This window comes from Paenarthrobacter sp. NPDC091711 (genome assembly GCF_044756605.1).
Classification (GTDB): Bacteria; Actinomycetota; Actinomycetes; order Actinomycetales; family Micrococcaceae; genus Arthrobacter.
Map to the genome: position 1 here is coordinate 189,458 of NZ_JBIVTF010000003.1, position 25,971 is coordinate 215,428.

Annotated in this window: 23 protein-coding genes; 15 read left to right on the plus strand and 8 right to left on the minus strand. The window is 62.6% G+C overall.

What is annotated here, in order from left to right:
- Positions 1–6 precede the first annotated feature (6 nt).
- From gcvT to ACIQH5_RS06705, 10 genes are all read left to right on the plus strand, one after another.
- Positions 7–1,143 carry a glycine cleavage system aminomethyltransferase GcvT gene (gcvT, locus tag ACIQH5_RS06660; RefSeq protein ID WP_400401399.1) on the plus strand — a complete coding sequence of 379 codons (1,137 nt, stop codon included), beginning with the start codon at positions 7–9 and terminating at the stop codon, positions 1,141–1,143.
- 265 nt (positions 1,144–1,408) lie between these two features.
- The gene (gcvH, locus tag ACIQH5_RS06665) at positions 1,409–1,792 is read left to right on the plus strand and encodes a glycine cleavage system protein GcvH (RefSeq protein WP_090821801.1); all 384 of its coding nucleotides are present in this window, start codon (positions 1,409–1,411) and stop codon (positions 1,790–1,792) included.
- Complete coding sequence (gene glyA, locus ACIQH5_RS06670) at positions 1,789–3,108, plus strand: serine hydroxymethyltransferase (RefSeq protein WP_400401401.1); 1,320 nt, start codon at positions 1,789–1,791, stop codon at positions 3,106–3,108. The genes gcvH and glyA overlap by 4 nt, the downstream gene beginning before the upstream one ends.
- Positions 3,109–3,370: 262 nt before the next feature.
- Positions 3,371–4,771: an L-serine ammonia-lyase gene (locus tag ACIQH5_RS06675; protein WP_400401403.1), complete on the plus strand. Its 1,401-nt coding sequence runs from the start codon at positions 3,371–3,373 to the stop codon at positions 4,769–4,771.
- A gap of 121 nt (positions 4,772–4,892) precedes the next feature.
- The gene (gene lipA / locus ACIQH5_RS06680) at positions 4,893–5,912 is read left to right on the plus strand and encodes a lipoyl synthase (RefSeq protein ID WP_400401405.1); all 1,020 of its coding nucleotides are present in this window, start codon (positions 4,893–4,895) and stop codon (positions 5,910–5,912) included.
- Between the two features lie 157 nt (positions 5,913–6,069).
- Entirely contained in the window at positions 6,070–7,134 is a 1,065-nt protein-coding gene (locus tag ACIQH5_RS06685) for an FUSC family protein (RefSeq protein ID WP_400401406.1), read from the plus strand.
- 96 nt (positions 7,135–7,230) lie between these two features.
- Positions 7,231–7,728: a MarR family winged helix-turn-helix transcriptional regulator gene (locus ACIQH5_RS06690; protein ID WP_400401408.1), complete on the plus strand. Its 498-nt coding sequence runs from the start codon at positions 7,231–7,233 to the stop codon at positions 7,726–7,728.
- Between the two features lie 80 nt (positions 7,729–7,808).
- Positions 7,809–8,210 carry a hypothetical protein gene (locus ACIQH5_RS06695; RefSeq protein WP_400401410.1) on the plus strand — a complete coding sequence of 134 codons (402 nt, stop codon included), beginning with the start codon at positions 7,809–7,811 and terminating at the stop codon, positions 8,208–8,210.
- Entirely contained in the window at positions 8,207–9,208 is a 1,002-nt protein-coding gene (locus tag ACIQH5_RS06700; protein ID WP_400401411.1) for a serine/threonine-protein kinase, read from the plus strand. The genes ACIQH5_RS06695 and ACIQH5_RS06700 overlap by 4 nt, the downstream gene beginning before the upstream one ends.
- Positions 9,209–9,282: 74 nt before the next feature.
- Positions 9,283–9,543 carry a GlsB/YeaQ/YmgE family stress response membrane protein gene (locus ACIQH5_RS06705; protein WP_062065229.1) on the plus strand — a complete coding sequence of 87 codons (261 nt, stop codon included), beginning with the start codon at positions 9,283–9,285 and terminating at the stop codon, positions 9,541–9,543.
- 131 nt (positions 9,544–9,674) lie between these two features.
- Here ACIQH5_RS06705 and ACIQH5_RS06710 read toward each other — a convergent pair whose 3' ends face one another.
- The 4 genes from ACIQH5_RS06710 to ACIQH5_RS06725 form a co-directional block, all read right to left on the minus strand.
- A complete protein-coding gene (locus tag ACIQH5_RS06710) occupies positions 9,675–11,186 on the minus strand; it encodes a leucyl aminopeptidase (protein ID WP_400401412.1) in 1,512 nt (503 codons plus the stop codon).
- Positions 11,183–12,895 carry an MFS transporter gene (locus ACIQH5_RS06715; RefSeq protein WP_400401414.1) on the minus strand — a complete coding sequence of 571 codons (1,713 nt, stop codon included), beginning with the start codon at positions 12,893–12,895 and terminating at the stop codon, positions 11,183–11,185. Before ACIQH5_RS06715 ends, ACIQH5_RS06710 begins: the two co-directional genes overlap by 4 nt.
- Positions 12,896–13,075: 180 nt before the next feature.
- Entirely contained in the window at positions 13,076–14,878 is a 1,803-nt protein-coding gene (locus ACIQH5_RS06720) for an SLC13 family permease (RefSeq protein WP_400401415.1), read from the minus strand.
- A 115-nt stretch (positions 14,879–14,993) separates the two neighbouring features.
- Positions 14,994–17,630, minus strand: coding sequence for a LuxR C-terminal-related transcriptional regulator (locus ACIQH5_RS06725; RefSeq protein WP_400401416.1), 2,637 nt, complete (start codon positions 17,628–17,630; stop codon positions 14,994–14,996).
- A gap of 90 nt (positions 17,631–17,720) precedes the next feature.
- On the opposite strand from ACIQH5_RS06725, the gene ACIQH5_RS06730 reads away from it, so the two are divergent.
- Entirely contained in the window at positions 17,721–18,356 is a 636-nt protein-coding gene (locus ACIQH5_RS06730; RefSeq protein WP_400401418.1) for a DedA family protein, read from the plus strand.
- Positions 18,357–18,403: 47 nt separating this feature from the next.
- Here the strand turns inward: ACIQH5_RS06730 and cls are convergent, their stop codons facing one another.
- Genes cls through ACIQH5_RS06745 form a run of 3 tightly spaced genes read right to left on the minus strand, consistent with a single transcriptional unit; the run spans position 18,404 to position 21,384 of the window.
- On the minus strand, positions 18,404–19,891 hold the full coding sequence (gene cls / locus ACIQH5_RS06735) for a cardiolipin synthase (RefSeq protein WP_400401420.1): 1,488 nt from the start codon (positions 19,889–19,891) through the stop codon (positions 18,404–18,406).
- A 6-nt stretch (positions 19,892–19,897) separates the two neighbouring features.
- Entirely contained in the window at positions 19,898–20,962 is a 1,065-nt protein-coding gene (locus ACIQH5_RS06740; protein ID WP_400401421.1) for an AI-2E family transporter, read from the minus strand.
- Positions 20,963–21,006: 44 nt separating this feature from the next.
- On the minus strand, positions 21,007–21,384 hold the full coding sequence (locus ACIQH5_RS06745) for a hypothetical protein (RefSeq protein ID WP_062066051.1): 378 nt from the start codon (positions 21,382–21,384) through the stop codon (positions 21,007–21,009).
- A 279-nt stretch (positions 21,385–21,663) separates the two neighbouring features.
- Here ACIQH5_RS06745 and ACIQH5_RS06750 point away from each other — a divergent pair, with 279 nt between their 5' ends.
- Positions 21,664–22,926 carry a hypothetical protein gene (locus tag ACIQH5_RS06750; protein WP_400401422.1) on the plus strand — a complete coding sequence of 421 codons (1,263 nt, stop codon included), beginning with the start codon at positions 21,664–21,666 and terminating at the stop codon, positions 22,924–22,926.
- Positions 22,927–22,985: 59 nt separating this feature from the next.
- On the opposite strand, the gene ACIQH5_RS06755 is transcribed toward ACIQH5_RS06750, so the two are convergent.
- Positions 22,986–23,741, minus strand: coding sequence for a ZIP family metal transporter (locus tag ACIQH5_RS06755; protein WP_400401424.1), 756 nt, complete (start codon positions 23,739–23,741; stop codon positions 22,986–22,988).
- A gap of 299 nt (positions 23,742–24,040) precedes the next feature.
- On the opposite strand from ACIQH5_RS06755, the gene ACIQH5_RS06760 reads away from it, so the two are divergent.
- From ACIQH5_RS06760 to ACIQH5_RS06770, 3 genes are all read left to right on the plus strand, one after another.
- Positions 24,041–24,649, plus strand: coding sequence for a TasA family protein (locus ACIQH5_RS06760; protein ID WP_344763160.1), 609 nt, complete (start codon positions 24,041–24,043; stop codon positions 24,647–24,649).
- A 153-nt stretch (positions 24,650–24,802) separates the two neighbouring features.
- Positions 24,803–25,561, plus strand: a complete 759-nt coding sequence (locus ACIQH5_RS06765; RefSeq protein ID WP_400401427.1) for a signal peptidase I — start codon at positions 24,803–24,805, stop codon at positions 25,559–25,561.
- The gene (locus ACIQH5_RS06770) at positions 25,554–25,967 is read left to right on the plus strand and encodes an Hpt domain-containing protein (RefSeq protein ID WP_400401429.1); all 414 of its coding nucleotides are present in this window, start codon (positions 25,554–25,556) and stop codon (positions 25,965–25,967) included. The genes ACIQH5_RS06765 and ACIQH5_RS06770 overlap by 8 nt, the downstream gene beginning before the upstream one ends.
- Positions 25,968–25,971 lie beyond the last annotated feature (4 nt).

Genomic DNA, 25,971 nt, shown 5'->3' on the forward strand with positions numbered 1-25,971 from the left:
CCTGACATGTCTGAGAATTACACCGCTCTTTACGAGCAGCACAAAAAGGCCGGCGCTTCCTTCACCGATTTCGGCGGCTGGCAGATGCCCCTGAAGTACGAGTCCGAGCTCGCCGAGCACCACGCCGTCCGCAAGACCGCCGGCCTGTTCGACCTCTCCCACATGGGCGAAGTCTGGGTCAGCGGCCCCGAAGCAGCCGCCTTCCTGGACTACGCGCTGGTGGGCAAACTGTCCGCCATCGCGGTGGGCAAAGCCAAGTACTCGCTGATCTGCAACGCAGACGGCGGCATCATTGATGACCTCATTACCTACCGCCGTCCCTCTCCCGAAGAAGGCGTGGACAAGTACCTGGTGGTGCCCAACGCGGGCAACGCGAAGGTAGTTGCTGCTGCGCTGAAGGACCGTGCGGCCGGGTTCGACGTCGTGGTGGAAGACGCTTCGGCAGAGACGTCGCTGATCGCCGTGCAGGGCCCCAACGCCGAGGCGATCCTGCTTCCTCTGGTCCCGGCAGAGCAGCACGCACTGGTCACCGAACTGAAGTACTACGCGGCCGTGGAGGTCTCCATCAACGGGCAGGACCTGTTGCTGGCCCGTACCGGATACACCGGTGAGGACGGCTTCGAAATCTACCTTCCCAACGTCGATGCTGCTGGCCTTTGGGAAGCCCTGCTCGACGCCGGGGAAGGCCACGGTCTCATCCCCGCCGGACTCGCTGCCCGCGACTCCCTGCGGCTGGAAGCCGGGATGCCCCTCTACGGCAACGAGCTTTCCCGCCACGTCAACGCCTACGCTGCAGGGTTGGGCCCCGTGGTTTCCCTGGCCAAGGAAAGCGACTTCATTGGCCGCGATGCACTGACAGCCATCAAGGCCGCCGGCGTCGGATCCACTCTCGGCCAGAAGCTCGTGGGCCTCAAAGGCGCCGGACGCCGCGCCGCCCGCGCCCACTACTCGGTCCTCAAAGACGGCTCCCTGATCGGTGAAGTCACCTCCGGCCAGCCAAGCCCGACGCTCGGTTACCCGATCGCCTTGGCGTATGTCGACGTCGAGCATTCCGAACCGGGCACCATCTTGGACGTAGACCTCCGCGGAAAAGCCGAGCCGTTCGAAGTCGTGCAGCTGCCGTTCTACAAGCGCACTAAATAGCCCGGCGGGAGTGGCCGGTGACTCATCGAAGCCCGGCGGAGCCGACCTCCTCTGCGGGCTCGGTCGCATAAGCGCCCGCTGGGCGGACGCGATGCTCCCTTGGACGCCCGCTGCCGGAGGCCGGCTCCACAGGGGCCAGTCCGCTTCCGGTTGCCGGACCCGAACCATTGTGGATGGTGGCGCTGTTTGAACCCCTAAGTGCTGGTTGATTTGTCAACCTGCCTCAGGTGATCTTGAAAGTCTTAAGTTAGAGAGAAGGAATCTTATGAGCAAGGTAGTTGCTGAATTGAAATACTCGGCTGAGCACGAGTGGGTTGCCGTCGATGGGGACGGGCCGGTGGGGATCGGGATTTCCGCGGTGGCCGCTGATGCCCTGGGCGACATTGTGTATGTGGACCTGCCCGAGGTTGGTTCTACTGTGACCGCGGGGGAGACCTGTGGCGAGGTGGAATCGACGAAGTCGGTCTCGGACCTGTACTCGCCGGTGACCGGTGAGGTGACCGAGATCAACGACGCCGTCGTCACCGATCCCGCGCTCATCAACAACGATCCCTACGGTGCCGGCTGGCTGTTCAAGGTGGCCGCAACGGAAGAAGGGCCGCTCATGTCGGCCGAAGAATACGCTGCAACGAACGGTGGAGAACTGTGAACCCGGTATCTGTGACTGACTACCAGCAGGTGGTGTCGGCGTCGCTGGATGCCCAGCTGTCCGAGCTGGATCCCGAGATCGCTGCGAAGATCGACGACGAACTGGGTCGCCAGCGCGACGGCCTGGAAATGATCGCGTCCGAAAACCACACGGCCGTCGCCGTGATGCAGGCGCAGGGCTCGGTGTTGACCAATAAGTACGCCGAAGGTTACCCGGGCAAGCGCTACTACGGCGGCTGTGAGCACGTAGACGTGATCGAGCAGCTGGCTATCGACCGCATCAAGGCACTGTTCGGTGCCGAGTACGCGAACGTTCAGCCGCACTCCGGCGCCCAGGCCAATGCCTCCGTGATGCACGCGCTGATCAAGCCCGGCGACACCATCATGGGCCTCAACCTGGCCCACGGCGGGCACCTCACGCACGGCATGCGGATCAACTTCTCCGGCAAGCTCTACAACGTGGTCCCTTACGGCGTCCGCGAGGACACCCACACCGTGGACATGGCCGAGGTTGAGCGTCTGGCCCAGGAACACAAACCGGCACTGATCGTTGCCGGCTGGTCCGCATACGCGCGGCAGCTGGACTTCGCTGAATTCCGCCGGATCGCCGATTCCGTGGGCGCTTACCTGATGGTGGATATGGCCCACTTCGCGGGTCTCGTGGCCGCCGGGCTGCACCCGTCCCCGGTCCCGCACGCGCATGTGACCACGTCCACGACGCACAAGACGTTGGCAGGTCCCCGTGGCGGCATCATCCTCTCCAACGACGCCGACATCGCCAAGAAGATCAACTCGGCCGTCTTCCCGGGCCAGCAGGGCGGACCGCTCGAGCACGTTATCGCCGGCAAGGCCGTGGCGTTCAAGATCGCTGCCTCGGAGGAATTCCGTGAGCGCCAGGAACGTGTCCTTGCTGGGGCCCGGATCCTCGCCGAGCGACTCGTTCAGCCCGACGTCGCAGGGAAGGGCATCTCCGTGGTTTCCGGCGGAACCGATGTCCACCTGGTGCTCGTGGACCTGCGCAACTGCGAACTCGACGGCCAGCAGGCTGAGGACCGCCTCGCCGCGATCGACATCACCGTCAACCGCAACGCCGTCCCGTTCGACCCTCGCCCGCCCATGGTCACCTCCGGCCTGCGGATCGGCACCCCGGCCTTGGCAACGCGCGGATTCGGCGAAGCAGCCTTCCGTGAGGTTGCGGACATCATCGCCGAGGTACTGATCGCCGACGCCGACGCTGACCTTTCCGGGCTGCGTCACCGCGTCGAGGTTCTAGCTGCGGCGCACCCGCTGTACCCGGGGACAGCGAACCTAGGCTGAGTCCGCTCGGGTTGGCCCTACCTTCTTGGCGGGCCGACGTCCTACGCCGGCCCCTGTCTAGCCGATTCGAGGGTTCCCTGCGGGGTGTGCCGTGCGCACGGCATGTTTGGCAGGGAACCCCCGGAATGGCGGGGTACGGGGGCCGGGGGCAGCCGGGTTCGGGGGTTTGGTGGGCTTGGTTTGTTGATCTGGGTTTGAGGGTCCGCTCCGTTTGTTGGGGGCGGGGCGGGTTCTATTCGTTGTACGTCGTTAGGAAATCACCATGGCCGTTGGGGTCTTTGATCTGTTCTCTGTGGGTATTGGTCCGTCGAGTTCTCATACTGTGGGTCCGATGCGTGCTGGGGCGGTGTTTGCTGCTGAGCTGCGTGAGTCCGGCGTGCTCGATTCCGTCGCGGCTTTACGGGTTGATCTCTATGGCTCCTTGGCCGCGACGGGCAAGGGGCACGGGACCTTCACTGCTGTGCTGCTGGGGCTCGAAGGGTTTGAACCCGAGAAGATCCTGCCCGATGAGGTGGAGGAGCGGCTGGCTTCCATCGCCGACACGGGGAAGCTCAACCTGGCTGGCGGCGTGCTCCTCGACTACGCCCTGGAAGACATGGTTCTGCATCCGTTGACGGTGTTGCCGCGGCATACGAACGGGATGAAGTTTGCTGTCTCTGATGCTGAGGGGAATGTGCTGCGGGAGGCGACGTTCTTTTCGGTGGGTGGTGGGTTCATTGTCCGGGAGGGTGAGGAAGACGCGGCCCGTGAGGAGTTGGAGGAGTCGAAGAAGGAGTTGCCGTTGCCTTTCAGGACGGCGGCGGAGTTGTTGGGCCGGTGCGCGTCCAAGGGGCTGGGGATCAGCGACATCATGTTCATCAACGAGCGGGCGTCCCGGTCTGAGGAGGAGATCCGTGAGGGTCTGTTGCATATTTGGGCCGTGATGGAGGCCTGTGTTGAGACCTCGTTGAAGCGTGAAGGTGTGTTGCCGGGTGGTTTGAAGGTTCGTCGTCGTGCACCGGATTGGTTGGAGCGGCTCCTGAAGGAGGACAAGGACCGGAACGATCCGAAGTACTGGCAGGAATGGGTCAACCTGATCGCCCTGGCGGTCAACGAGGAGAACGCGACTGGTGGCCGGGTGGTGACGGCTCCGACTAATGGTGCTGCGGGGATTATTCCGGCGGTGTTGTATTACGCGTTGAATTATGCGCCGGGGATGGATAAGGCCACCCAGGCGGATCGGGATGATGTGGTGGTGAAGTTCTTGCTCGCTGCTGGTGCGGTGGGTGTGTTGTATAAGGAGCAGGCGTCCATTTCGGGGGCTGAGGTGGGGTGTCAGGGTGAGGTGGGGTCGGCGTCGTCGATGGCTGCTGCTGGTTTGGCTGAGGTGATGGGTGGTACGCCGGGTCAGGTGGAGAATGCTGCGGAGATTGCGATGGAGCATAATCTGGGGTTGACGTGTGATCCGATCGGGGGTTTGGTGCAGATTCCGTGTATTGAGCGGAACGCGATCGCGGCGGCGAAGGCGATTAATGCTACGAAGATGGCGTTGTGGGGTGATGGGACGCATCGGGTGTCGTTGGATGAGGTGATCGTGACGATGCGTGAGACGGGCAAGGACATGTCCACTAAGTACAAGGAAACAGCGATGGGCGGCCTCGCCGTCAACGTCGTCGAATGCTAAGTGCCCAAGAAACGAATCGTTGTAGGGCCCGCTCTTCGCGATTGGACGCTCTTGAAGGGCGCATAGCGGGCCTCACAAGGGACCGCACACAGACTGCTGATAACAAACCAGAAGGAACGTCATGACACTCGCACCTGAAGGCCGTAAGTTGCTGCGCGTTGAGCAGCGTAACTCGGCGGTCCCGGTTGAACGTAAGCCTGAGTGGATCAAGGCCAAGGTCCAGATGGGGCCGGAGTTTGTTCAGCTCAAGAACCTGGTGAAGAAGGAAGGCCTGCACACGGTGTGTGAGGAGGCCGGCTGCCCGAACATTTTTGAGTGCTGGGAAGACAAGGAAGCGACGTTCCTGATCGGCGGGTCCGAGTGCACCCGGCGTTGTGATTTCTGCCAGATCGATACGGGTAAACCGTCCCCGGTGGACATGTTCGAACCCACCAAGGTGGCCCGCAGTGTCCAGGCGATGCAGTTGCGCTACGCCACGGTGACCGGGGTGGCCCGTGATGACCTGGCCGATGAGGGCGTGTGGTTGTACGCCGAAACGGTCCGGAAGATCCACGAACTGAACCCGGGCACCGGGGTGGAGTTGCTGATCCCTGATTTCTCCGGCAAGCCCGAGCACATCGCGGCGATCTGTGATTCCAAGCCCGAGGTGTTCGCGCACAACGTGGAGACCGTGCCCAGGATTTTCAAGCGGATCCGTCCGGCGTTCCGGTACGAGCGCTCCCTCGATGTGATTACCCAGGGCCGGGATTTGGGCATGGTGACCAAGTCCAACCTGATCCTGGGCATGGGCGAGACCCGCGAGGAAATCTCCGAAGCGCTGCGTGACCTGCACCAGGCCGGCTGCGATCTGATCACCATCACCCAGTACCTGCGCCCGTCCGAGCGGCACTTGCCGGTGGACCGGTGGGTCAAGCCCCAGGAGTTCGTGGACCTCCAGGAAGAAGCCCAGGAGATCGGCTTCCTCGGCGTCATGTCCGGCCCGTTGGTGCGGTCCTCGTACCGTGCCGGGCGTTTGTGGGCCACCGCGATGCGCAAGAAGGGCCGCGACATCCCCGCCGAACTCGCCCACATCGCCGACGGCATCCAGGACTCCGGCACCACCCGCCAGGAAGCCTCCACCATCCTCGCCGCCCACGGCTAAACACCACACAGCCAAGCACTGCAGCCCCAATGTCACGTGATGAGGGGCACTATCCCCCCACAATTCCGGGGTAGCCCAAAAACCCGGGCGTAACCTTGAAGCGGACGCCAGCGCCGCCGTCGTACGTTTGATCCTGCGACGAAAGGCGAGCTGCCCCTTGAAGGCTGTAGCGGAAATGTTCACGATGGGTCCCGGAAACAAGGACCACCATCCCGCACTCCGCTGCGCTATAGGTGTGTTTGTTCCGCTGATTACGTTGACGTTGCTGGGGCGGCTGGACCTGGCCGTGTTTGCGTCGTTCGGTGCGTTCACTGGAATTTATGGCCGGAATGAGCCTCACAGTGTTCGTTTCCGGAGCCAGTTGCGCGCTGGCGGTTTCATGCTTTTCATCATTCTTCTGGCCGCGGTCATGGCCCGTCTGGCTCAAGCCGGAGGCATCGACGGTGCAGCTTATTCCTGGCTCCTAACGGCTGCCACCACTCTTGTGGCTGGCGCGTGCTCCGTGGTGGTGGCGGCGTGGAGGCTCCGTCCCGGCGGCTCGCTCTTTCACATTTTTGCCTTCGCCGCCATTGCCTCGATCGCCGCGCAGCCTCCTCTCTGGGAAGCCATGGCGGTAGCGGTGGGGACCACGGTCTTTTGCCTGCTGATCGGTATGTCATCGCGCGTGCTCAAGAGCCACAGAACACCATGGAAACGGCCGCCGCCCATCCGGCACACCGCAGCTGAGCGCCGGGCAATCTGGCTCGAAGGCGGCGGCTACTTGGTGGCTGCCGGTTTGGCAGGAACCATCGCGACGTTGGTGGGGGAGCGGCTCGGGTTCGGGCACACCTACTGGGCCATGGTGGCGGCTGTAGTTCCGCTGGTGGGTCACTCCACCCGTCACAGGGTGAGCCGTGGCATCCAAAGGATCGCCGGAACGGTGGTGGGGCTTGTGCTGCTGGCCGGCATTTTGTGGCTGAATCCGGCGCCGTGGGCCATGGTCTTGGTCATTGCCGCATGCCAGTTCGGTGCGGAAATGTTCATTGCGCGCCAGTACTTGGTGGCGCAGGTTTTCGTGACGCCGCTGGCCTTGATAGCCACGCTGTTGGCGGCGCCGGTGGATCCTGCTTTGCTGCTGCGGGACCGCATCATCGAAACCGTCATTGGTGCCGCCGTCGGCGTTGCAGTGGTGGTGGCGCCGGCCGTTTGGCGGCGCTTGCGGGCAGCTGAACCGCGTGAATAGCGCCACAGCAAACTGAGGTTGTCAGCACCGCGGGAACAAATCACCTAGTATCGATTGGTTAGACAAGCGAGATACATGTCTACCAAAGGACTGGTGATGAGCGACAAAAGTGAACGTCAGGGCTATTGGTACGGGCTGGAAAGCCGCAAGCAGATGGGCGCCGTGGACGTCCTGAATGCCCTCAGGGACTACCGCTCGGCCGAAGCTGACATGCGGCGACGAACCCAGGCTGCCATGGGCATGGGCGAAACGGATCTCCTTGCACTGAGGTATCTGCTGGAGGCTGAGCGTGCCGGAAGGGACGTTGGGCCCAAGGAGCTGACGGTGCGGCTGGGGATGACCTCCGCTTCCATGACGTCATTGGTGGACCGGCTGGTCAGGTCCGGATATGTCACCCGCGAACCGCATCCCACTGATCGTCGCGCACTTATTCTCAAGCCCACCCCGGGATCGGACCAGGAGGTCCGCAGCACTTTGGGCGATATGCATACCCAGATGATGGAGGTTGCGGGGACCCTCAATCCCGAGGAATCGGCAGTGGTGGTGGACTTCCTCAGGCGTATGCGCGGCGCGGTTGACAGCGTGGCCACGTAACCCCGGCTGGACTTTAAGTAGTAAGTACACATATAACTAGATAGCCAAGCTACTTACTAGTAAATGTGTGGGAGAGAACGATGACAGTCGCGCTGCGTGAACCTAGCTCCACACCAGTGGCTGAAAACACCGTGGACATTGTCACGGAACAGGTTATCCCTCAGGGACCCGTCCACTGCGGATCCCATATGGCCATCTCCGCCGGACCATCCTACGACGCCATGCAGTGGGTCTCGGTGGAACCGATCTGGCCAGAGTGGGCCTGCGGGTGCGGTTTCCGCATGGACATCGACGCCCTTGATCCCGTGAGCGGCGTATGGATCGCGGCTCTCCGCCGCCAGAGCCTGCAGCACGAACTGGAAATTGCCCAGAACACGCTGGAACTGGCTTTCAAAAAAGCGGTCGACGCCGGTGTCGACCCTCGCGCTCTGGCCGAGGTGACCGGAGTCCCGGGCGCCGAAATCGACTCCCTCCTTCAGTGACTCTCCTGGAACGGGCGGCCGTCCGCGCTGATCGCGGGGCCGTCTGCACTGAACGTAAGCCTGCGACTGAAGGCGGGGCGGCGACTGATCGCGAGGCGGCGACTGAACGCGGGACGACAGCTGCACGGGCCAACACTGGCCAACCGGATGTGGTTCTTGGAGGTCGTTACCGGCTCGGTGCCCAACTGGGCGGAGGCTCGGAGGCGTACGTCAACGAGGCCTTGGACCTGGAAACCGGCAGTGCGGTAGCGGTCAAGATTTTCAGGTCAACCGACTCCACGGATAACGCCCCTTTTCGGCGGGAGCTCGATATCCATGGGCGCCTGAGGCACAAGAACATCGTCAGGGTTCTGAACTCGGGACGCTGCGGAGACACCGGAGATAACGGAGCCATCGGCGACTCTGCTGACCCAGCCGCTGGCCACAACCAGGAAAGCCGCAATTACGTGGTGATGGAGCTGGTGGGCGGCAAGGACCTGCGAGGGATCATGCAGGACAGGCCCGCTTCGATGGAACAAACGGCTGCGTGGATGACTGATGTTGCCCGAGCCTTGGCCCATGTTCATCGCAGGGGAATTGTTCACAACGACATCAAGCCCGGCAACATCCTCGTGGACTTCGATTCGGACCCGCATGGGCCTGGAATCGCGAAGCTGGCAGACTTCGGAATTGCTCTCAACGGACGGTACTCGGCGCCCAACTCTTCCTCGGGCACCCCGCATTACCTCAGCCCCGAAGAGGTGTGCGGCGGAACGTCCACAACAGCCAGCGATATCTACTCACTGGGCTTGGTTGCCCTCGAATGCCTGACGGGAACCAAAGCGTTCCCAGGCCCTCCCCTGGAGTCCATGGTGGCAAGGACTCTTGGGGAACCCCGAATTCCCGGCACGGTGCGGCGGCGCTGGTCCATGGTGCTTCATGCTATGACAGACCCCAATCCGGCCGGCAGGCCGTCTGCCAGCCAAGCCGTCGGTATGCTCCGACGGCTCAGCTGGTAGCCAACAATCAGGCAGATAGCGGCATGCGTCCTTATGCCGAACTGGGGCCTCCTTTATGAAAGAGAGAATGAAAAATGGGAATCATCGGTTGGATCATTTTGGGCTTGATTGCCGGCGCCATCGCAAAGGCCATCATGCCCGGTAAGCAGGGTGGCGGCTGGATCACCACCATCCTCCTCGGCATCGTAGGCGCCGTTCTGGGTGGCTGGATTGGCAGCGCACTCTTCAAGGTGGGCATCAACGAGTTCTGGTCGCTCTCCACCTGGCTGCTTGCCATCGGTGGCGCACTGCTGGTCCTCATCATCTGGGGACTGGTCACGCGCAAGAAGGCGTAACTGCCCCAAGCACAGGAGGCCCCCACTCTGCAGTTCTGCAGAGTGGGGGCCTCCTTGTTGTCTGCAGGCAGAGCCCCGGGCAGGCAGAGCCCCGGGCAGGCAGAGCCCCGGGCAGGTAGAGCCCCGGGCAGTCAGAGCCCTGAGTAGCCGAGTGCCAGATCGATCAGAAGACGGGTGCCGAAGCCTGTGGCCCCTTTGCTTCGCCATGCGTCGTCTTTGTCGGATTGCATGGTGCCGGCAATGTCGATGTGGGCCCAGGGAGTCTCTCCCACGAACTCGGCCAGAAACAAGGCAGCTGTGGTGGAACCCGCGTAGGGTCCGCCCAGATTGGAGATGTCGGCAACATCGGAATCCAGTTGGGGACGGTAGGCCCGTTCCAAAGGTAGTTGCCACACTTGCTCGTCAGCACGGCTGCCGGACTCGAGCACACGGTCCACCAAGCGTTGATCGTTCCCGAACACCGGAGCGGTGAGTTGTCCCAGGGACATCAGGGCAGCACCGGTGAGGGTGGCGATATCAACAATCCCGTCCACCTCGTCCTCCACGGCCAACGTCAGGGCATCGCACATCACCAGGCGACCCTCGGCGTCGGTATTCTTCACCTCAATGGTGAGGCCGCTGCGGGTGGTGAGGACGTCGCCCAACTTGTACGCCGAGCCGGAGGGCATGTTGTCCGTGCACATCAGGAAGCCGGTAACGGCGGCCTTGCAGCCCAGATCGCGGAGGGCGGTGAAGACGGCGAGAACCGCTGCCGCCCCGCCCATGTCCATTTTCATGAGCAGGTGCATGGGGTCGCTGGGTTTGAGGCTGACACCGCCGGAATCGTACATGATGCCCTTGCCCACCAAACCGAGGTGGCCGGTGGGGGAGCCGTCAGGCTCGTAGCTGAGTTTGATCATGCGGGGTTCCTGGGCGCTGCCGGCGTTCACGCCGAGGAGGCCGCCGCACCGGAGTTCGATGAGTTGTTCCTTGTTGAACTCCTCCACTGCGAAACCGAACCGTTTGCCGAGTTCCCGGGACACCTCACCCAAACCCGCGGCCGTGAGGTGGCTGGGCGGTGCGTTGCACAAATCGCGGGCTATGGTGGTGGCCCGCACCCTCACACGACCCTCGGTCAGCCCCCGGTCCGCGGCCTCCCTGTCGATGCCCGGGGCAAGGAACTGCACCTCGCGCAGTGCTTTCAGTTCGCTCTTGCTTTTGAGTGTTTCGTAGCTGTAGCGCGCCAGCAGTACCCCCTCCGCCAGAACCTGGCCCAAGTGTTCGGCGTCGATCCCCGCAGTATCGGAGAGCTCGAACCCTATGCGGGCGTGACGTTGGGTGGCGCGGACTAAAGCCGCGGCAGCTTTGCGCCAGCCATCAGCGTCAAGCGAGCCCGGCTTGCCGCCACCGACGGCAACAACCAGCGTGCCCGAGGCGTTGGCCAACTGCAGTGTGGTTCCGGGTTTGCCGTCAAAGCCCGCACTCTCCAGCGTTTCCCGGTGCAGTCCGACCGACGCCGGGACGTCGCCTTCGAAGGGGACCAGCACGCCGATAGCATCGAGCTGATCGAAACCGTCCACGAAGTGCAGCGCAGGTTCGTCACCCTCAAGGGAAGGGACAGCCGTAAAACCTTCAGGGATCAGTTTGTAAGGTTCGTGGTTCACCGTTTCGCCCGTTCTGTTGATGTAGGTACCGCTGTGGATGCCCGGGTTGTGGACGGTTCCGGAATGGCGTCCGGATCGTCCGGTTCAAGTTGCTCAGGCAGATCGCCCTTCATCCGGCCGGGCATACGACCCGCCGGGACAATCGCCAGCAAGGCAAGCCCGGACAATCCAAGGAGCGAGATCTGCAGGGCGCGGAGCCGCGCTTCCTCGTTGACTTCGATCGCGGCCGCCAGCTCTGAAGGGCTGCTCACCCGATCGCCGATAACCCCTTCCACTTGGGCGTTCGTCAGGAAGTCGGCCTCGTTGACGTTCACCTTGTAAATCAACTCCTGGGACACTTCCGGATGCGCGGCGGCGCCGCTGGCGATGAGCGAGGAGAGCATTCCGACGGCGAACGCGCTCGCTACGGCGATGCCCACACTGCCGGAGAGATTGTGGACCAGCCCGCGCCAGGCACCGACGTCGCCGGCCAACTCGCGCGGAACCGCGCTGAGCAGAGTGTTGAATACCAGTGCGACGATTGCGCCTTGGCCGAGCCCCAGCAGGATCAGGCCGAGCACCACAAAGAGCTGGCCCCAGTCGTTGCGGATGGTGAAGGCGAGCAGGACCAGCGCACCGGCCACCACAACAAAGCCGCCTTGGGCGATGACACGTGGCGGGAATTTGTCGTACAGGAACGCCACAAAGGTGCTCGCGAGGAAGATGGACAAGGTGTAGGGGATGATCGAGAACGAGGTCTCAATGCTGGACCTTCCCTGCACGATCTGCATGTACAGGGGGATCAGGAAGTTCGCGGCCGTTCCGACGAACAACATGATGGCCATGCAGGCAGTGACCGCGAGCTCGGAGCTTGAGGCGAGAACCCTGAGGTCAAAGATGCGCGGCAGTTTGGCATCCTGGCGTTTCCGGATCCACATGAAGAACAGCTGTCCGGCTATTGCTCCGAGAAGGATTAGCAGCGGCGCGGGCGAGAGTCCCAGGATGTCGAAGGGTGCCTGGCTGGTGGCGAACCAAGTACCCCAAGCGGACAGGCCACTGAATCCGAAGCTCAGCAGGATGACGGCCACTGCGGCGATGATCGAGCCGGTCCAGTCGATCTTCAGCAAGGGTTGCGCCGGGACGGTCTTGAGCTTGAAGCTCAGCAGCAGGTTGATGGCGCCGAGGACCACCATGAGGCCGAACGAGTAGCGCCAGCCGATGGTGGTAGCGAACCACCCGGCAATCAGGAGGGCCAGGACACCAGCTGCCGGGATGGCAGCGGCCAGGAGGCCAATGGCCTTGGCCTGCTGCTGGTCCTTGTAATTCGTGGCGATAAAGACCGTGAGGGCGGGTGCGATCAGGGCAATGACAGCGCCCGAAGAAGCCTGGGCTATGAACAGCATGGCAGGGCTGAGGCTCAGTGCCACACCCGCCATGGCGGCCGCATGGATGGCGACGGCGATCTGGAACACCTTGCGCGTTCCGAACCGGGCGCCCAACTTCGCTCCCAACAGGATGAAAGCCGCCATCGAAAACGTTCCGGCAGTGATGGCAGTGCCCACGGATGTTGCTGCGGTGTCCAGGTCGGTGGTGATGCCCTGCATTGAAACCGTCAAGGCGTTCACGGCGAACGAAGCCTGGATTTGGGTGAGGACCACCACGATCAGGGGCAGCCATGAAGCCGCCTTAGCGGGTGGTGGGGTTTCTGTAGTGGTGTGGTCACTGGCCATGTTGTGCTCCTGGTGTGCTCTGCCCGTCCTCAGGGAAGGGGGCGTTTGAATACCTCACAGCGGGGTTGACGGAACGGTGTACAGGCTTTGCTTCGGTGGATGACCTCCGATCCTTGGTTTCTGGTTCTGAACGGGTGCTGGTTACCGGGTGCTGGTCCTCGGGTGCTGGCTACCGGGGTGCTAGGTATGCAGCGGCCAGAAGACTGGTACCAACAGAATGGCCACGGCAGCGTAGAGGGCCATGATCGCCAGCCCGAACTTCCAGTAATCGCCGAAGCGATACCCCGCCGGCTGCATGATCATCATGTTGGCCGGAGTGGCCACCGGCGTCAGCAAGGCAGCCGAGGAAGCCACCGAAACGCACATCAGAACGGCGTAAGGGTTGATGGATGATTCCTGGGCCACAGAGAGGGCGATGGGGATGATGATCAGCGCCGTGGCGGTGTTGCTGATCAACTGCCCCAGGACGGCGGTGACCACGAAGAGCCCAACAAGCAACAACAAAGGTCCGCCACCTCCCACCACCGAGACCATGCCTTCGGCCAGGATCTCAGCGGTGCCCGTTGTAGTGATCGCGGTGGACAGCGGGATCATTCCTACCACCAGGATGAGGGTGGTCCATGCCATGGAACGGTGGGCCTGCTGAACAGTCACCACGCGGAGTACCACCATGGCCAGTGCAGCCAGGACGGCGGCCACCGGCGCGGGAACCAGGTTGGTGGCCAGCAGGATCACCATGATGCCGACGACGATCAGCGCCGGTGTGGCACGCGGCCCCAGCGGGACGGTCTGCCTGCGGATGGTTTCCGGCGAGTCCACCAGCAAGACGTTGTGATCCACGGTGTGCTGGTCCAAAGCCGGCCAGGTTCCTTGAAGAAGCAGCCTGTCACCGGCGGTGATGAGAGTGGGTCCGGACGATTCCGGCTCACCCGGATGGTGATGAGCCAACACCACCAGGTGGCCGCTGTCCGTCACCATGCCGGGATAAGCCTGCGTCCCAACGAGGTTCGACCGGGGCGGAACCACAACCTCGGCCACTCCGTAGCTGCTGCTGATGAGACCGCACGTGGCGTCGTCGTCCTGTTTCAGGCCATGCCGGGCTGCCAGGGCGTCAATGGTCGGCTGACCACCGCGCACCACAATCTCATCGCCCTGTTCAAACACGGTGTTCCCGGACGGCTTGCCGTCCGACCCCTGCACGCTGATGAGGTGGAGGTGGCCGCCGTCGTGCTCGTCCTGAAGGCACGCCACAGGCTGGCCCACCAAAGCCGAACCGGCCGGAATGCTGAGCCGGCTCAGCCCATCGCCACCCAAGTAATGGTTCATGAGCGTCTCACCATGGGAGCCCAGATCCTTCGGGAGTGCTTCCGGGGTCCTGGCAGGTAAAAGCCTGGGTCCCAGCCACAGCGTCAGGCCGATGGTTCCCAACAACAGCGGAAGTCCCACCAGCCCGAACTCGAAGAACCCGATCCCGGTTCCGGTGGTTTCCAGCGCCGCGTTGAGAATGAGGATGTTTACAGGTGAACCGGTCAGGATCAACAACGATCCCGCATGCGCGGCGAAAGCCATGGGCATCAGAAGCTCGGAGGGACGCCGGCCAAGTCGAACCGCCAGCACCACCACCATGGGAAGCAACGCGGCCACTGCCCCATTGACGCTGATGAGTGCCGTCAGCAAAGCCGTGAGGACCATCATCAACACCATCAGCCGGGTGCGGCTCGTCCCCGAAAACCTGATCAGCAGGCTTCCCAACCACGTAGTAACGCCGGCGGCATCAATGGCCTCCGCCACCACGAACAGCGCAGCAATCAGCACCACGGTCCCGCTTCCGAAACCGGCGAACGTGTCGTCCAACCCCACAATGCCTGTTCCGTACAAGGCCAGGGCCGCTCCGAGGGCCACCACTTCCACTGGCAGGCGGTTCCACACGAACGCAGCGATCACCGCGACGAGCACCAGCAACGTGACGGTGACGTCTGTCATGAGTGCCTTTGGCAACCCGTAGGATCTTTGGCCAGCATTCTTTCAGACTAGATCCGGGTTCCCGCCGGAGGGTCACCCCAAACAGGTGAGTGATGGGAGTTTACCGAGGTCACGGCTAGGGTAGATATCCGCTCTTATAGGCCGCTGCCACCGCATCGTGCCGCGAACCGGCCCCGAGCTTGGAATAGATAATGCGAATGTGGGTCTTCACCGTGTTCACGGACAAGTGGAGTTCCGAGGCCATCTGTTCCTGCGACAAGTGCGACGGAAGAAGAGTGAGGACCTCACGCTCCCGGGGAGTCAACGACTGCGCTCGCCGGGCATCGGTGGGAGGCCGTAAAGCAAGAAGGCGCTGGGCAAGTGCTTCATGAGGTCCACAGGCGCCCACCCTTTCCACCAGAAGATCCATCACTTCCTGGGGTGCGATGGCCAGGGGGCGGAGCACATCCAATTCGTCGGCTGTAGTGAGGGCTTCCTCCAGGAGCTTTCCGGCCTGTGTCCGCCGTCCCGTCCGGAGGGCAATGGAACATTCCAGGACGTTCACGTGGATCCGGGTCCATTCCAGAACTGGCTTCGCCGCACCGGTGTGCAGCGGCCTGAGACGGTCAAGGGCGGCGTCGAACCGACTGATCCCGGCCGGTCCCTGGGCGCGCAGGAGGCAAAGTTCACCCGTTCCTGGAAGACGTTCCTCGGCCCACTCCAAAACTTCGCGGGCGTGATCAGCATGGCCCAGTCCCAGAGCAGCTGTGTGCTCAAGGACTGCGATGCATGCGGCCAGTGGGTGGGCAAAGACGTGATCCCTGCTGATGCGGAGCCTGGCTTGCCGGAGTCCCTCCAAAGCATTCCGTCTGTCCCCGGAATCCAAATGTGCGCATGCGGTGACTATGTCCAACGTGGTTCGCACGGCTGCTCCGACTCCCTTGGAGGAAGTACCGAGTTGTCCGAGATCCGCAAGACCAGCTCCGGCGAACAGCAGGGCCTCCGCCGGGTCGGCGCGGAGAAGCGCAGCCGAGGCATGCATCAGGGCTCCAACGGACCTGCCGACGCCGGCCGTCCACAGGTGTGCTGGCAGCTTTTCCTCGGCCAGGCGCAGAGCTTCACAGGCACGGCGAAGATGACCTTGCAGTGAATGAATGGCGGCGAGTTTCAGGTAGACCTTGCCGGCCAGGTAGGCGTTGCCTGCCTCCGTGGCTTCGATCAGGGCCGCGGAAGCTTCGTTCTCCGCAGTTCCATACCTGCCCTCCACCAAGGCGGCAGTGACCGACACCATCCTCGCCTCGATGCGAACACTGCTTTGCCTCGAAAATTGGAGCGCAGCGTGTTCCACGGTGGCCTGAGGGTTCTGGCCTTCCCACCCGTCGCTGAACCAGGAAAGGCGTGCTTTCGCCAACGCCTGCAACTCGCGGAGCTCGGCAGGTGAATCATCAGCCCGGATTCGGTTTGCCGCCGCCATATAGCGGGAAGCGGTGGTGGGCTGACGGCTTTCCACGTGTGCCAGCGCGGCAACCACGCAGAGCTTGGGGCTCACAGCGAAGAGGGCGTCCGGCAAAGCCGTGATGGCCCGGCGGACATTGATGACTTCACCCGATCCCAAGAGCGCTGCGCCGTGCCGTTCAAGGATTCCACCGATCAGCTGGTTATCCGCGGAATCCATGGCGTGCCTGAGCGCCGAAGCAGGCTCGCCGGCACGCTCATGCCACTGAGCTGCGATCCGGCTGAAGCGGTGTAGCTCGTCAGGCTGCTTCCGGGCCAGCCCGGCCCTGAAGTACGCACGGATCAGGGGGTGAACCAGGAACACATTCCGCCCGCTCCCGGCCGACTCCACGATTCCGCGGTCATCGGCCAAGCCGGAGAGGACGTTTCCGGCGTTCCTGTTGCCTGCAAGGGTGTTGGCCTGCGCGGCGACCACCACCCGGCACACGCTGGTGCTGGAAAGGACATGCCGCTCCTCATAGGAAAGAGCACGGAAGATCTCCTGGTCCAGGTAATCGGAGAGCTGCCGGTTGTTGGCAGCAAGGTCTCCCAAGGGAGCATCGGGATTGGCGGCTTCACGCAAGTAACGCATGGTGAGGACTACGCAGGCCGGCCACCCCGCGGTCTGCCTGAAAAGCTCACGCTGTTGCTGCATCCCCATCAGGGTGGTTGTCTTCGCGGCCAGCACGTTGATGTCCTCCAGGGTGAAGGCCAGGTCTTGGGTGCGCAACTCAACCACGCGTCCGCTCAGACGGGCGGGTCCTGGGTCAACGGCGGAGTTGTCCCGGAAAGCCAATGCCAGTTGAAGGGACTGACCCGCGTGGTTGAGCAGGGCGGGAATCCAGTAATCACGTTCATCCGGAGCAAATCCGTCCACGCCGTCGATCACCAGACGAACAGTGGTGCCTGTTGCAGCCAATACTTGGGTGAGATCGCCCAACACATCAGTAGCACTGTCTTCGATTCCGGAAAATCGCCCCAAAGTGTCCGGTGCAATGGCGGGGCATCGCCGGAGGGCCTGCAATATGGCGGGCCACATCGCTTTCCTGTTGTGTTGGTCGGGGCTAAGCCACGCCACGTTATGCGGCTGGCCTTCCAACCATTGGGTCAAAAGCACCGTTTTTCCATACCCTGCGGGGGCGCAGATCAGGACGGCGTCTGCCGCGCAGTCAAGCGTGGCCATGAGTCGGGAGCGAGCCAGCAGGACCAAGGGCGGCCGGGGGACCGGAGTTGGCTTCAGGCTCAAGAGGTCCGGGCGGGTACCACCTTGGTCGTCCACACCTTCAGTGTAGGGGCGGGGCATCGAGGATTCACCCGGTAAAGGCGATCCGCGTGGCGGCCACAGGACGTAAGGATGAAGCTGGCGGCCGTGAGACGCTTGGACGAGGCCCGGGAGAGGGGTTTCACCATGCAGGCTTTCAAGGACATCATGAGTGCCGCGGACTCCGGGTGGGTCTACCCGCTGGGAGCAATCTTTGTTGCGTTCTCGGCCATCTTCCCGCCAATTCCCACAACGTCATTGTTTGTGGCATTGGGCGCACTCTCAGCCACGGATAACCTTCCCAACGGGTTCCTGTTGGTGGCAGCCATGCTTGCCGGTGCCGTGGCCGGGGACGTGGGCGCCTACGAACTGGTCCGCCGCCGGGATATGGCCAACTGGAAGATCCTCCAAGGCCACCGCACTCAAAAAGCCCTGCACGCCTCCCGGGAGCGGTTGGCCAAGCACGCAGCCTCGTGGGTCCTGACGTCCAGGTTCGTTCCGATGGGGCGGCTGACCATGAACGTGGCCAGTGCCATCACACCGGTTCCACGGGGACGGTTCATCCTGTATTCAGTGGCTGCAGGCATCCTCTGGTCCGCGTACTCCGTGGGCATTGGTGCCCTCTCCGGGCTGCTGCCGGGACTGTCCACTGAGTTCGCAGTGGTCATTGCCATAGCGTTCTCACTGCTGCTGGGCCGGGCAATCAGCGCCGGAGTGACCTGGTATCTGCAGTTGGATGACTGACTTGGCCCCGCAGCGCTAAGTATGCGTGAGCAGAAGCGTGTGAGCAGCTACTGAAGCGAAGACGTCAGCCGCGCCAGATTGTCCAGGGCTACGTGGCCAACAGGCCGCCGAAGCCAATCTTCCAGCAGCAACTCGGTGCTGGCGGCGCGGTAACTGTCTTCCACTGCGCGCATTTGGTCCACTATGGAGCGTCCGTGGACCAGCACGGAGACTTCCATGTTGAGACTGAAGGATCGGACATCCATGTTGCTCGAACCGATCACCGCGACGTCGTAGTCCACGGTGAAGTGCTTGGCGTGCAGGACTTGCGGGGCTTTGTACAGGTAGATCCGTACGCCGGCCCGCAGCAGTACCTCGTAGTAGGAACGCTGTGCGTGGTAGACCATGGCTTGGTCGCCCACTTCAGAGACAAAGAGCTCCACGTTGAGGCCGCGGGAGGCCGCGGTGATGATGGCCAGCTGGATGGCCTCGTCCGGCACGAAGTAGGGGCTGGTAATGCTGACGCGATGCTCGGCCTTGTAGATCAGCGTGGTGTACAGCTTGAGGTTGTTGTCATTGTCGAAGCTGGGGCCGCTGGGAAGGACCTGGGCGTCGATGAGTTCGGGCGCGGAACCAAGGACCACGGGGGATGTGTCCAGTGGCAGCAGGATCTCGGATTCGCTGTACCAATCAGTGACGAACACTGCGTCCAGTTCCCGAACCACTGGACCTTCCAGCCGCACCATCAATTCGTGCCATTGGAGACCCCGTTTGATGTTGCTTTTCTTGTTATACGACGCATCAATGAGGTTCTGTGATCCCGTGTAACCCACCCTGCCGTCCACCACCATCAGCTTGCGGTGGTTGCGCAGGTCCGGGCGCTGCCATTGCCCTTTGAAGGGACGCAAGGGGAGCATGGCATGCCATTCAGCGCCCATCCCGTCAAAGGACCGCAGCATGTCCTTGTACGTGGGATCGCGGACCGCCGCCAAATGGTCGAAAAGGACCCGGACGGCTACGCCCCGCCGGCAAGCCCTGGCCATGGCGTCAAAGAACGGCTCCGTGGTGTGGTCCAACGCGAAAATATAGAACTCCACGTGCACGTACTCCGTGGCGGCGTCGATGTCCTCGATCATGCGATCAAAACATCCCTTGTAGTCCTCCAGTAATTCGGCCCGGTTGCCGCCCACCATGGGCAGCGCGCCAAGCCTGAGGTTAAGTTCGACGGCGGATCGCAGCCAGGCGGGCCAGTCCTCACTGTGGCTCACTGCTGAGAGGCCAGGCGTCCGTGCCAGCATGAGCTCGTTAACGGCGCGCTGCTTCTCCCTCCTGGCCTTGGGAAGTTTGCCGCGGCCCACCAGCAGGAACGCCACCATTCCCAAATAGGGGATGAAGATGATCGCCAGCACCCAGGCAATGGCTGAGGACGGCCGTCTATTGGCTGAGACCATCACTGCGGCGATTGATCCGAGCACGATGTGGAGCGCCAACAAGATCAAGGCGACAGCATCGGCGTCGTGCAGTAGTTCTTGGAAACTGCGCAGTAGTTCTTGCATGCCGCGCTACTTGGCGTTCTGCTGCGGTATGACCACCTTTTTGATGATCAGCAGAATCGAGGCTGTGGTGGGGCACGCTATCAGTGCTCCCAACAGCCCCAGGAGCGTCCCGCCCACCATGGCCCCAATGAGGACCAGGGAGCCGGGGATGCTGATCGCTTTCCCCACCACCCGGGGAGTCAGAATGTAGGCCTCCACCTGCATGTAGACCAGCATCACGAGGAAAACCACCACCGCTGTTGCCGGAGACGTGAACAGCGAAACCACAGTGATGATTGCGGTGCTGATCGCGCTGCCAACCAGGGGTATGAGGGTGATGGGGAATGCCAGGACCGCGAGCACTGCGGCGTACCTCACCCCGGCAACGGAAAGGACAATAAAGGTGAAGATCGCGTTGAGGAGGGCAAGAATTGACATGCCGCTCAGGTATTTACCCACTGACGCAATAATTGTTTCGGAAATATCCGCGAATGATTCCCGCCGGGAGGCTGGAATCAGTGCGTAAAGGCTCGATTTCATGACCTCATGGCCGGCCACGAAGTAAAGCGTCAGGACTACTACGAACACCACGGCAAAGGCGCCATTGACCACGTTGTAGCCCACCTGCACTGCGCCACCGCCAATAGCGAGCCACACATTGGGATCCGCTGCCGAGGTTTCCAGCCATTCCAGCAGCGGGGTCAACGCCCCACCCAGCGAACCGTTGAAATCACGGAACCATTCCTGGTCTCCCACGGCGTCGAAACTGGAGGGAAGTACCCGAATGAGCGCGGCGCCCTCCTCCACCAGAATCGGGACAATAAAGCGGATCAGCACGGCTACCACCACCAGGAAGCCAACTGCTACGGCCAACACTGCGCCACCGCGGGAAAGTTTCCAGCGTTCCAGCCAACGAACCAAAGGATAGAGGCCAAGGGAGATGAAGAGCGCGGCAAAGATCAAGGTCAGCGAATACCGCAGCGTGATGACGGCTGAGCCCAAAGCCAAGGCAACCAGAACACCGAGAGCCGCGATGAGCCCGAATCTGAACGGTCCGCCTTCCAGGAGCGGGAATGCCTTCAATCGCGTCATGCGGTCCCTTTCGGCCGTACGTGAATGGCGGACCGCAGCCCGGATCAGGCCAAAGCGATCTCCTTGAGGCGAGCGTACTCGGCTTCGTTAATATCGCCAGCAGCAAGCAGCGCTTTGGCCGCTTCGATTTGCTGTGTGGGTGTTTGGGCCCCGGCGACTTCGCGGATGTAGTTCTCCGCCTCCTCAACCGATTCCCGGACCCGCATCTCACCACGCAGAGCCATGCCTTTCCCGCGCATGATGACGTAGATCAAGGCGGAAATAAAGGGAGCCACGAACAGGCACAGGATCCACAATGCTTTGATGCCACCACTCAGGGCTTTATCGCGGAGAAGATCGGAAATGATCTGAAAAAGAAGGATCAAATATGCAATGAAGAAGAATGCAACAATGATGCTCCACAACGATTCCAAAAAGCTCATGGTGTCTTTCCCATCGTTCGTTCGGCCCCGGTAGGACCACAACTCCATTCTCGATTCGCATGCGCCTAAGTGCGCGTGCCTTCAGGGGATCGGTGACGATTGGATAGAAAGATCACCCACTAAGGGTGAGCGTGGGCGGTTGGGTTTCCTCCATGAGGTCGGCCGGTTTACGAACCCGCTCGTCGGTCACAAATCCCCCGCAGCGCCGCGGCTGCAGGCCGCATCCGGAGGTCCGTTAAGCTGCTCAGAGCCACGCCACTCCGCACGCATAGGGCCCCAATGACGCACTCTTTCGCAGCCGACAACGCCACCCCTCACTCGGAAAAGCAGCAGGGAACTCGGTCGGAAAATCAGCCGGAACCCTCGCTCGAACGTTCCGCCGCTGGTACTGCCTTGGGATCGTTCGGAGTGGTGGCCGTCGTCGGCGTGTTCGCACTTCTCCTCCACATGCTTGCGCAGCACTCGCCACGGGTGGGTCCTGGCTACGCAGCCTGGGCTCAAGAGACCGTTGATTCCCCTCTGGCCGCCCTGCGCTGGTTCCTCGGCGACATGACCGAACCCCTGTTCTACAAGTCCGATCTCGCCGCGCTCGGACTCCTCGCAGGTGCCGCGGCCGCGTGGTGGGTTGGCCGACGAGGCGCCGGATGGGCAGGCACTCTCAGCTACAGTTCGGGGCTGTGGCCCTGGGTCCTGGCTTCTGCGTCGATGAGTTTGATGCTGTCCAACCTGGTGTTCGGTTGGGCGCTCGACGACGGGTGGCAGCCCACGTTCGTGCCGTTCGTCTGCGTTGCTCCCGCCATGGTCCTTCTCTACGGCACGGGGTGGAGGACCTGCATCACGGGCGCGGTCCTGGGGGCAGCCACCACCACACCGTTGGCGTTGCTTTTCATCCCTACCCTCTCTGCACCTCTTGGCCTGCCGCCCGTGGTGGCATGCGTGCTCGCAATGTCAGTGGGCTCGGTCATCTCGTTCTTGATCGCCCGGCGGCTGCCGTGGCTCATTTTGCGGGAGGCCTGGGAGGTTCGCCCGGCGACGCAAGCCGAACGGCCGCCGTCGGGCCTCAACCGGAACATCGCGGCCGACGCCGCCTGGGCCGCCCGCCGGGTACTCAAGGACTTCACGGAAACTCACTTTTTCGCCAACGAACTCGCGGGTGCCTGTCTGATCCTGGCGGTGGCCGTGGCATTTGTCCTCAACCCGGGTCTGCCGTCGTACGGGACGGGTCTGCTGCCGCACCTTCTGTTTGCCCAAGCATTGACCTCGGCCATTGGCGTCACTCTCTGGCGGGGCTGGTACCGCGACGGCGGGTGGGCGGCTACGTACGCCTCCGTGGTGTCGGTTGCTCCGGCGGCAGTCCTCGCGTACCAGGGGTCGTGGCAGGGAATGCTCGGTGGGGCCGTGCTGGGAGCCGTCCTCGCGCCGCCACTGGCCCGGGCAATATCCGCACGGCTGCCAGCCGGCTTCCATCCGGTCATCGGCAACACTGCCGCCATGGCAATCTCGACGGCGGTTGCCTTGCCAATGCTTCGGCTACTGTCGTAGTTCGCTCGTCTCGGGCCATCTACTGTGTACTCGGCCCATTGGCTGTGAAATCGGGGGAGTCAGCCGCCTACGTGATGGATGGTGAATGCACTCAGGAAGCCCACGGCGGCCGTTAGCCCGGTCAGGTTGTGGTGCTCCTCAAACGCCTCGGGGATCATGGTGTCGGCAAGCATGGCCAGGATCCCGCCCGCGGCAATGGCGGTGATGAACGCGATCACACTCTCTGGAGCATTCTCCAGTGCGGTGTATCCCAGCAGTGCGGCAAGCCCGCTGAACACTGCAATGCCGGCCCATGTACCAAAGACGTAGGCGGGGCTGCGCCCGGCTTTCTTCATCCCTGCCGTGCTGGACAGACCCTCCGGGACGTTTGAAATGAAGACCGCAGCGAGCATGGCCGGACTCACTGCTCCACCGGCGAGAAGACCAACGCCCAGGACCACCGATTCCGGAATGCCGTCAATAAGGGCACCCACCGCGATGGCCGTGCCGCTTCCGGGAGAGTCCTTCTCTGACGGCTGAGTGCCTCCCGAACGTTTTCGATGCTTGGCTCCCGCCCTGGCCAGCAGGACGTTTGAGCCCACAAAGATCACGGCGCCCAGGAGGAAACCCAAGATGGTGGGGAGCAGCCCGCCGCCCTCCACTGCTTCATCAACCAGTTCAAACGCCAGCGCCGAGATCAAAACGCCGGCGCCGAAAGCCATCACCGTGGACACGAGTTTGGGCGGTACTTTCCAGATCCAGGCTATGCCCGCCCCGAGGACCAAGGCGCCGCCGGCCAGCGTTCCCCACATCAAGGCCTGTAACCACATTGGCATTTGTTTCGCCCTTCCATCGGCCGTGCATGTGCATCATGAAGTGTTGCACATGGGGGCTGAAGCGCTTTCTGAATCGCTCGATCGGGCTGCTCGATTGGGCTGCTCGATTGGGTTGCGGGAGTCTCGATTGGCCTGCTTGGTTGGCCTGCGGGAGTCTTGAGGTTTTCCTGAGGAAGTGCTGCGGGTATGCAGGATTTGTTCTTGATCCAGGCCCGGCACAGTAGTTCTTGTCAGCCACACAGGCTGAAAGAAACGGCCGGCCGGTCTCACGGTGGCCTCCCGAAAGGAAACTGATCCCCATGGCCATCAGCCTCAAAACCACCTCCGGCAAGATCCTCGCTTCGGTCGCACTGGTCGGCACCGCAGCCGCCGTCGCCGGCATGGGCACCTACGGCGCGTTCACTTCCTCCACCTCCGCCTCCCAGGCCGTCACCGCAGGAACCGTCACCATCGCCCTGGGCGCACCCGGACCGGCCAACACCCTCAACGTCCCCGTCGCAGGCCTGCTGCCCGGCGACAAGGTCGAAAAACTCGTCACCCTGGCCAACACCGGCAACTCAGACCTGAACAACGTCACCCTCACCACCTCCGCCGGCGCCACGGGCTCCCTGCTCACCACCGACGCCACCAACGGCCTGCAACTGACCATCGAAAACTGCTCCGTTGCCTGGACCGGCGCCACAGCACCCTACAACTGCACCGGCACCCGCAGCACCGTCCTGGCCTCCGGCCCCGTGATCGCAGCGAACAAAGCCCTGGCCAACCTCACCTCCCTGACCTCGGCCAAGACCGACAACCTCAAGGTCACCACCGCGTTCCCCACCACCGCGAACAACGACTTCCAGGGCGCTACCTCCACCATCGCCTTCGCCTTCACCGGCACCCAGCGCACCGAAACCACCAAGTAAGCGCAGAACCTCCAAGCAATCGCAGCAACACCACCAGCCCCGCCGGGCCTGGTCGGGCGCCCCCCTGCCCGATCAGGTCCGCCGGTATTTACCCAAGCAACTCCGCAGCTTCACCCAACAAGCTGCCGCCCCACGAGGAAGGAACGCCAGATCATGAGCACTATCACCACCAGCATCAACGAACCCGCAGTCCACGGCCGGCGTTCCGCCCGGGCGGCTAGTGTCGCCGTCGTTATTCCAGCGGATGCTGCCACCGCCCTTGGATCTAACGGATCTCGAGCGAACGCAGCTGGAACGATCGCCGCAGGCGAGACGACTACCCCGGCAACGACCAGCTCATTCCGCAGGGTTGCCGGCAAAGTGGTCAGGGGCATCGGTGTGGGCCTGCTGATCCTGGGCGCATTGGTGTTCCTGTTCCTGGCCATCGGGCCGCGGATCCTGGGCTACCAAACCTCCACCATGCTCACCGGATCCATGGCACCACTGATCAACCCGGGCGACGTCGTCGTCACCGTCCCCACCCCCATCACCGACGTCAAAGTAGGCGACATCATCACCTACCACATCCCCGTCGAAGACCAACGAGTGGAAACCCACCGCATCACCGAAATCACCACCACGGCCGACGGAGGCATCGCAGTCCAAACCAAAGGCGACGCCAACAACGGCATCGACCCTTGGATCGCCACCCTCCAAGGCACCACCGTCGACAAGCAAATCGCCACCATCCCCCACATCGGCAACGCCATCCGGACCCTCCGCGAACCCATCGTCATGAACACCCTCATGTACGGCGCACCCGCCATCCTGGTCATCGGAATGCTCGCCTCCATCTGGACCAAAGACCCCAAAAACCCCACCAAGACAGCGTCAGAAGGCGCCGCAGCTCCCCAGGCAGCAAACGGTGAGTGAGGGCCAGGTCCCCGCGGTCGAGGCTACTGTGCTGGAACCGTGCCGCCTTCAAGAGTTGGCTGACGAGTTGGGAGGCTCAGCTCCGGTGCTCGGTTTTCTCGCCGACTACCTGTCCCTGCTGCCGGACCGGATGCTCAGGATCTCCAGCGGACTGTGCGGGCACAACGCCGATGCCAGCATGGACGCCATCCTGAGCCTCAAGATTTCCTCGGCCATGGTGGGAGCCCTGGAGACAGAGGACCAGTGCCGCGCCATCGAACGGATGATCAGGGAAGACCACTTCGACTCAGCCATCCGAGCATTCCCGGCTCTTCAAAACTCCACGGACCGCTGCTTTGCTGCAGGGCCTCAGTTACTGGGGAAAGCACGGGAGTCGCTCTGCACAGGGCCACGGACTCCTTTTTAGGATT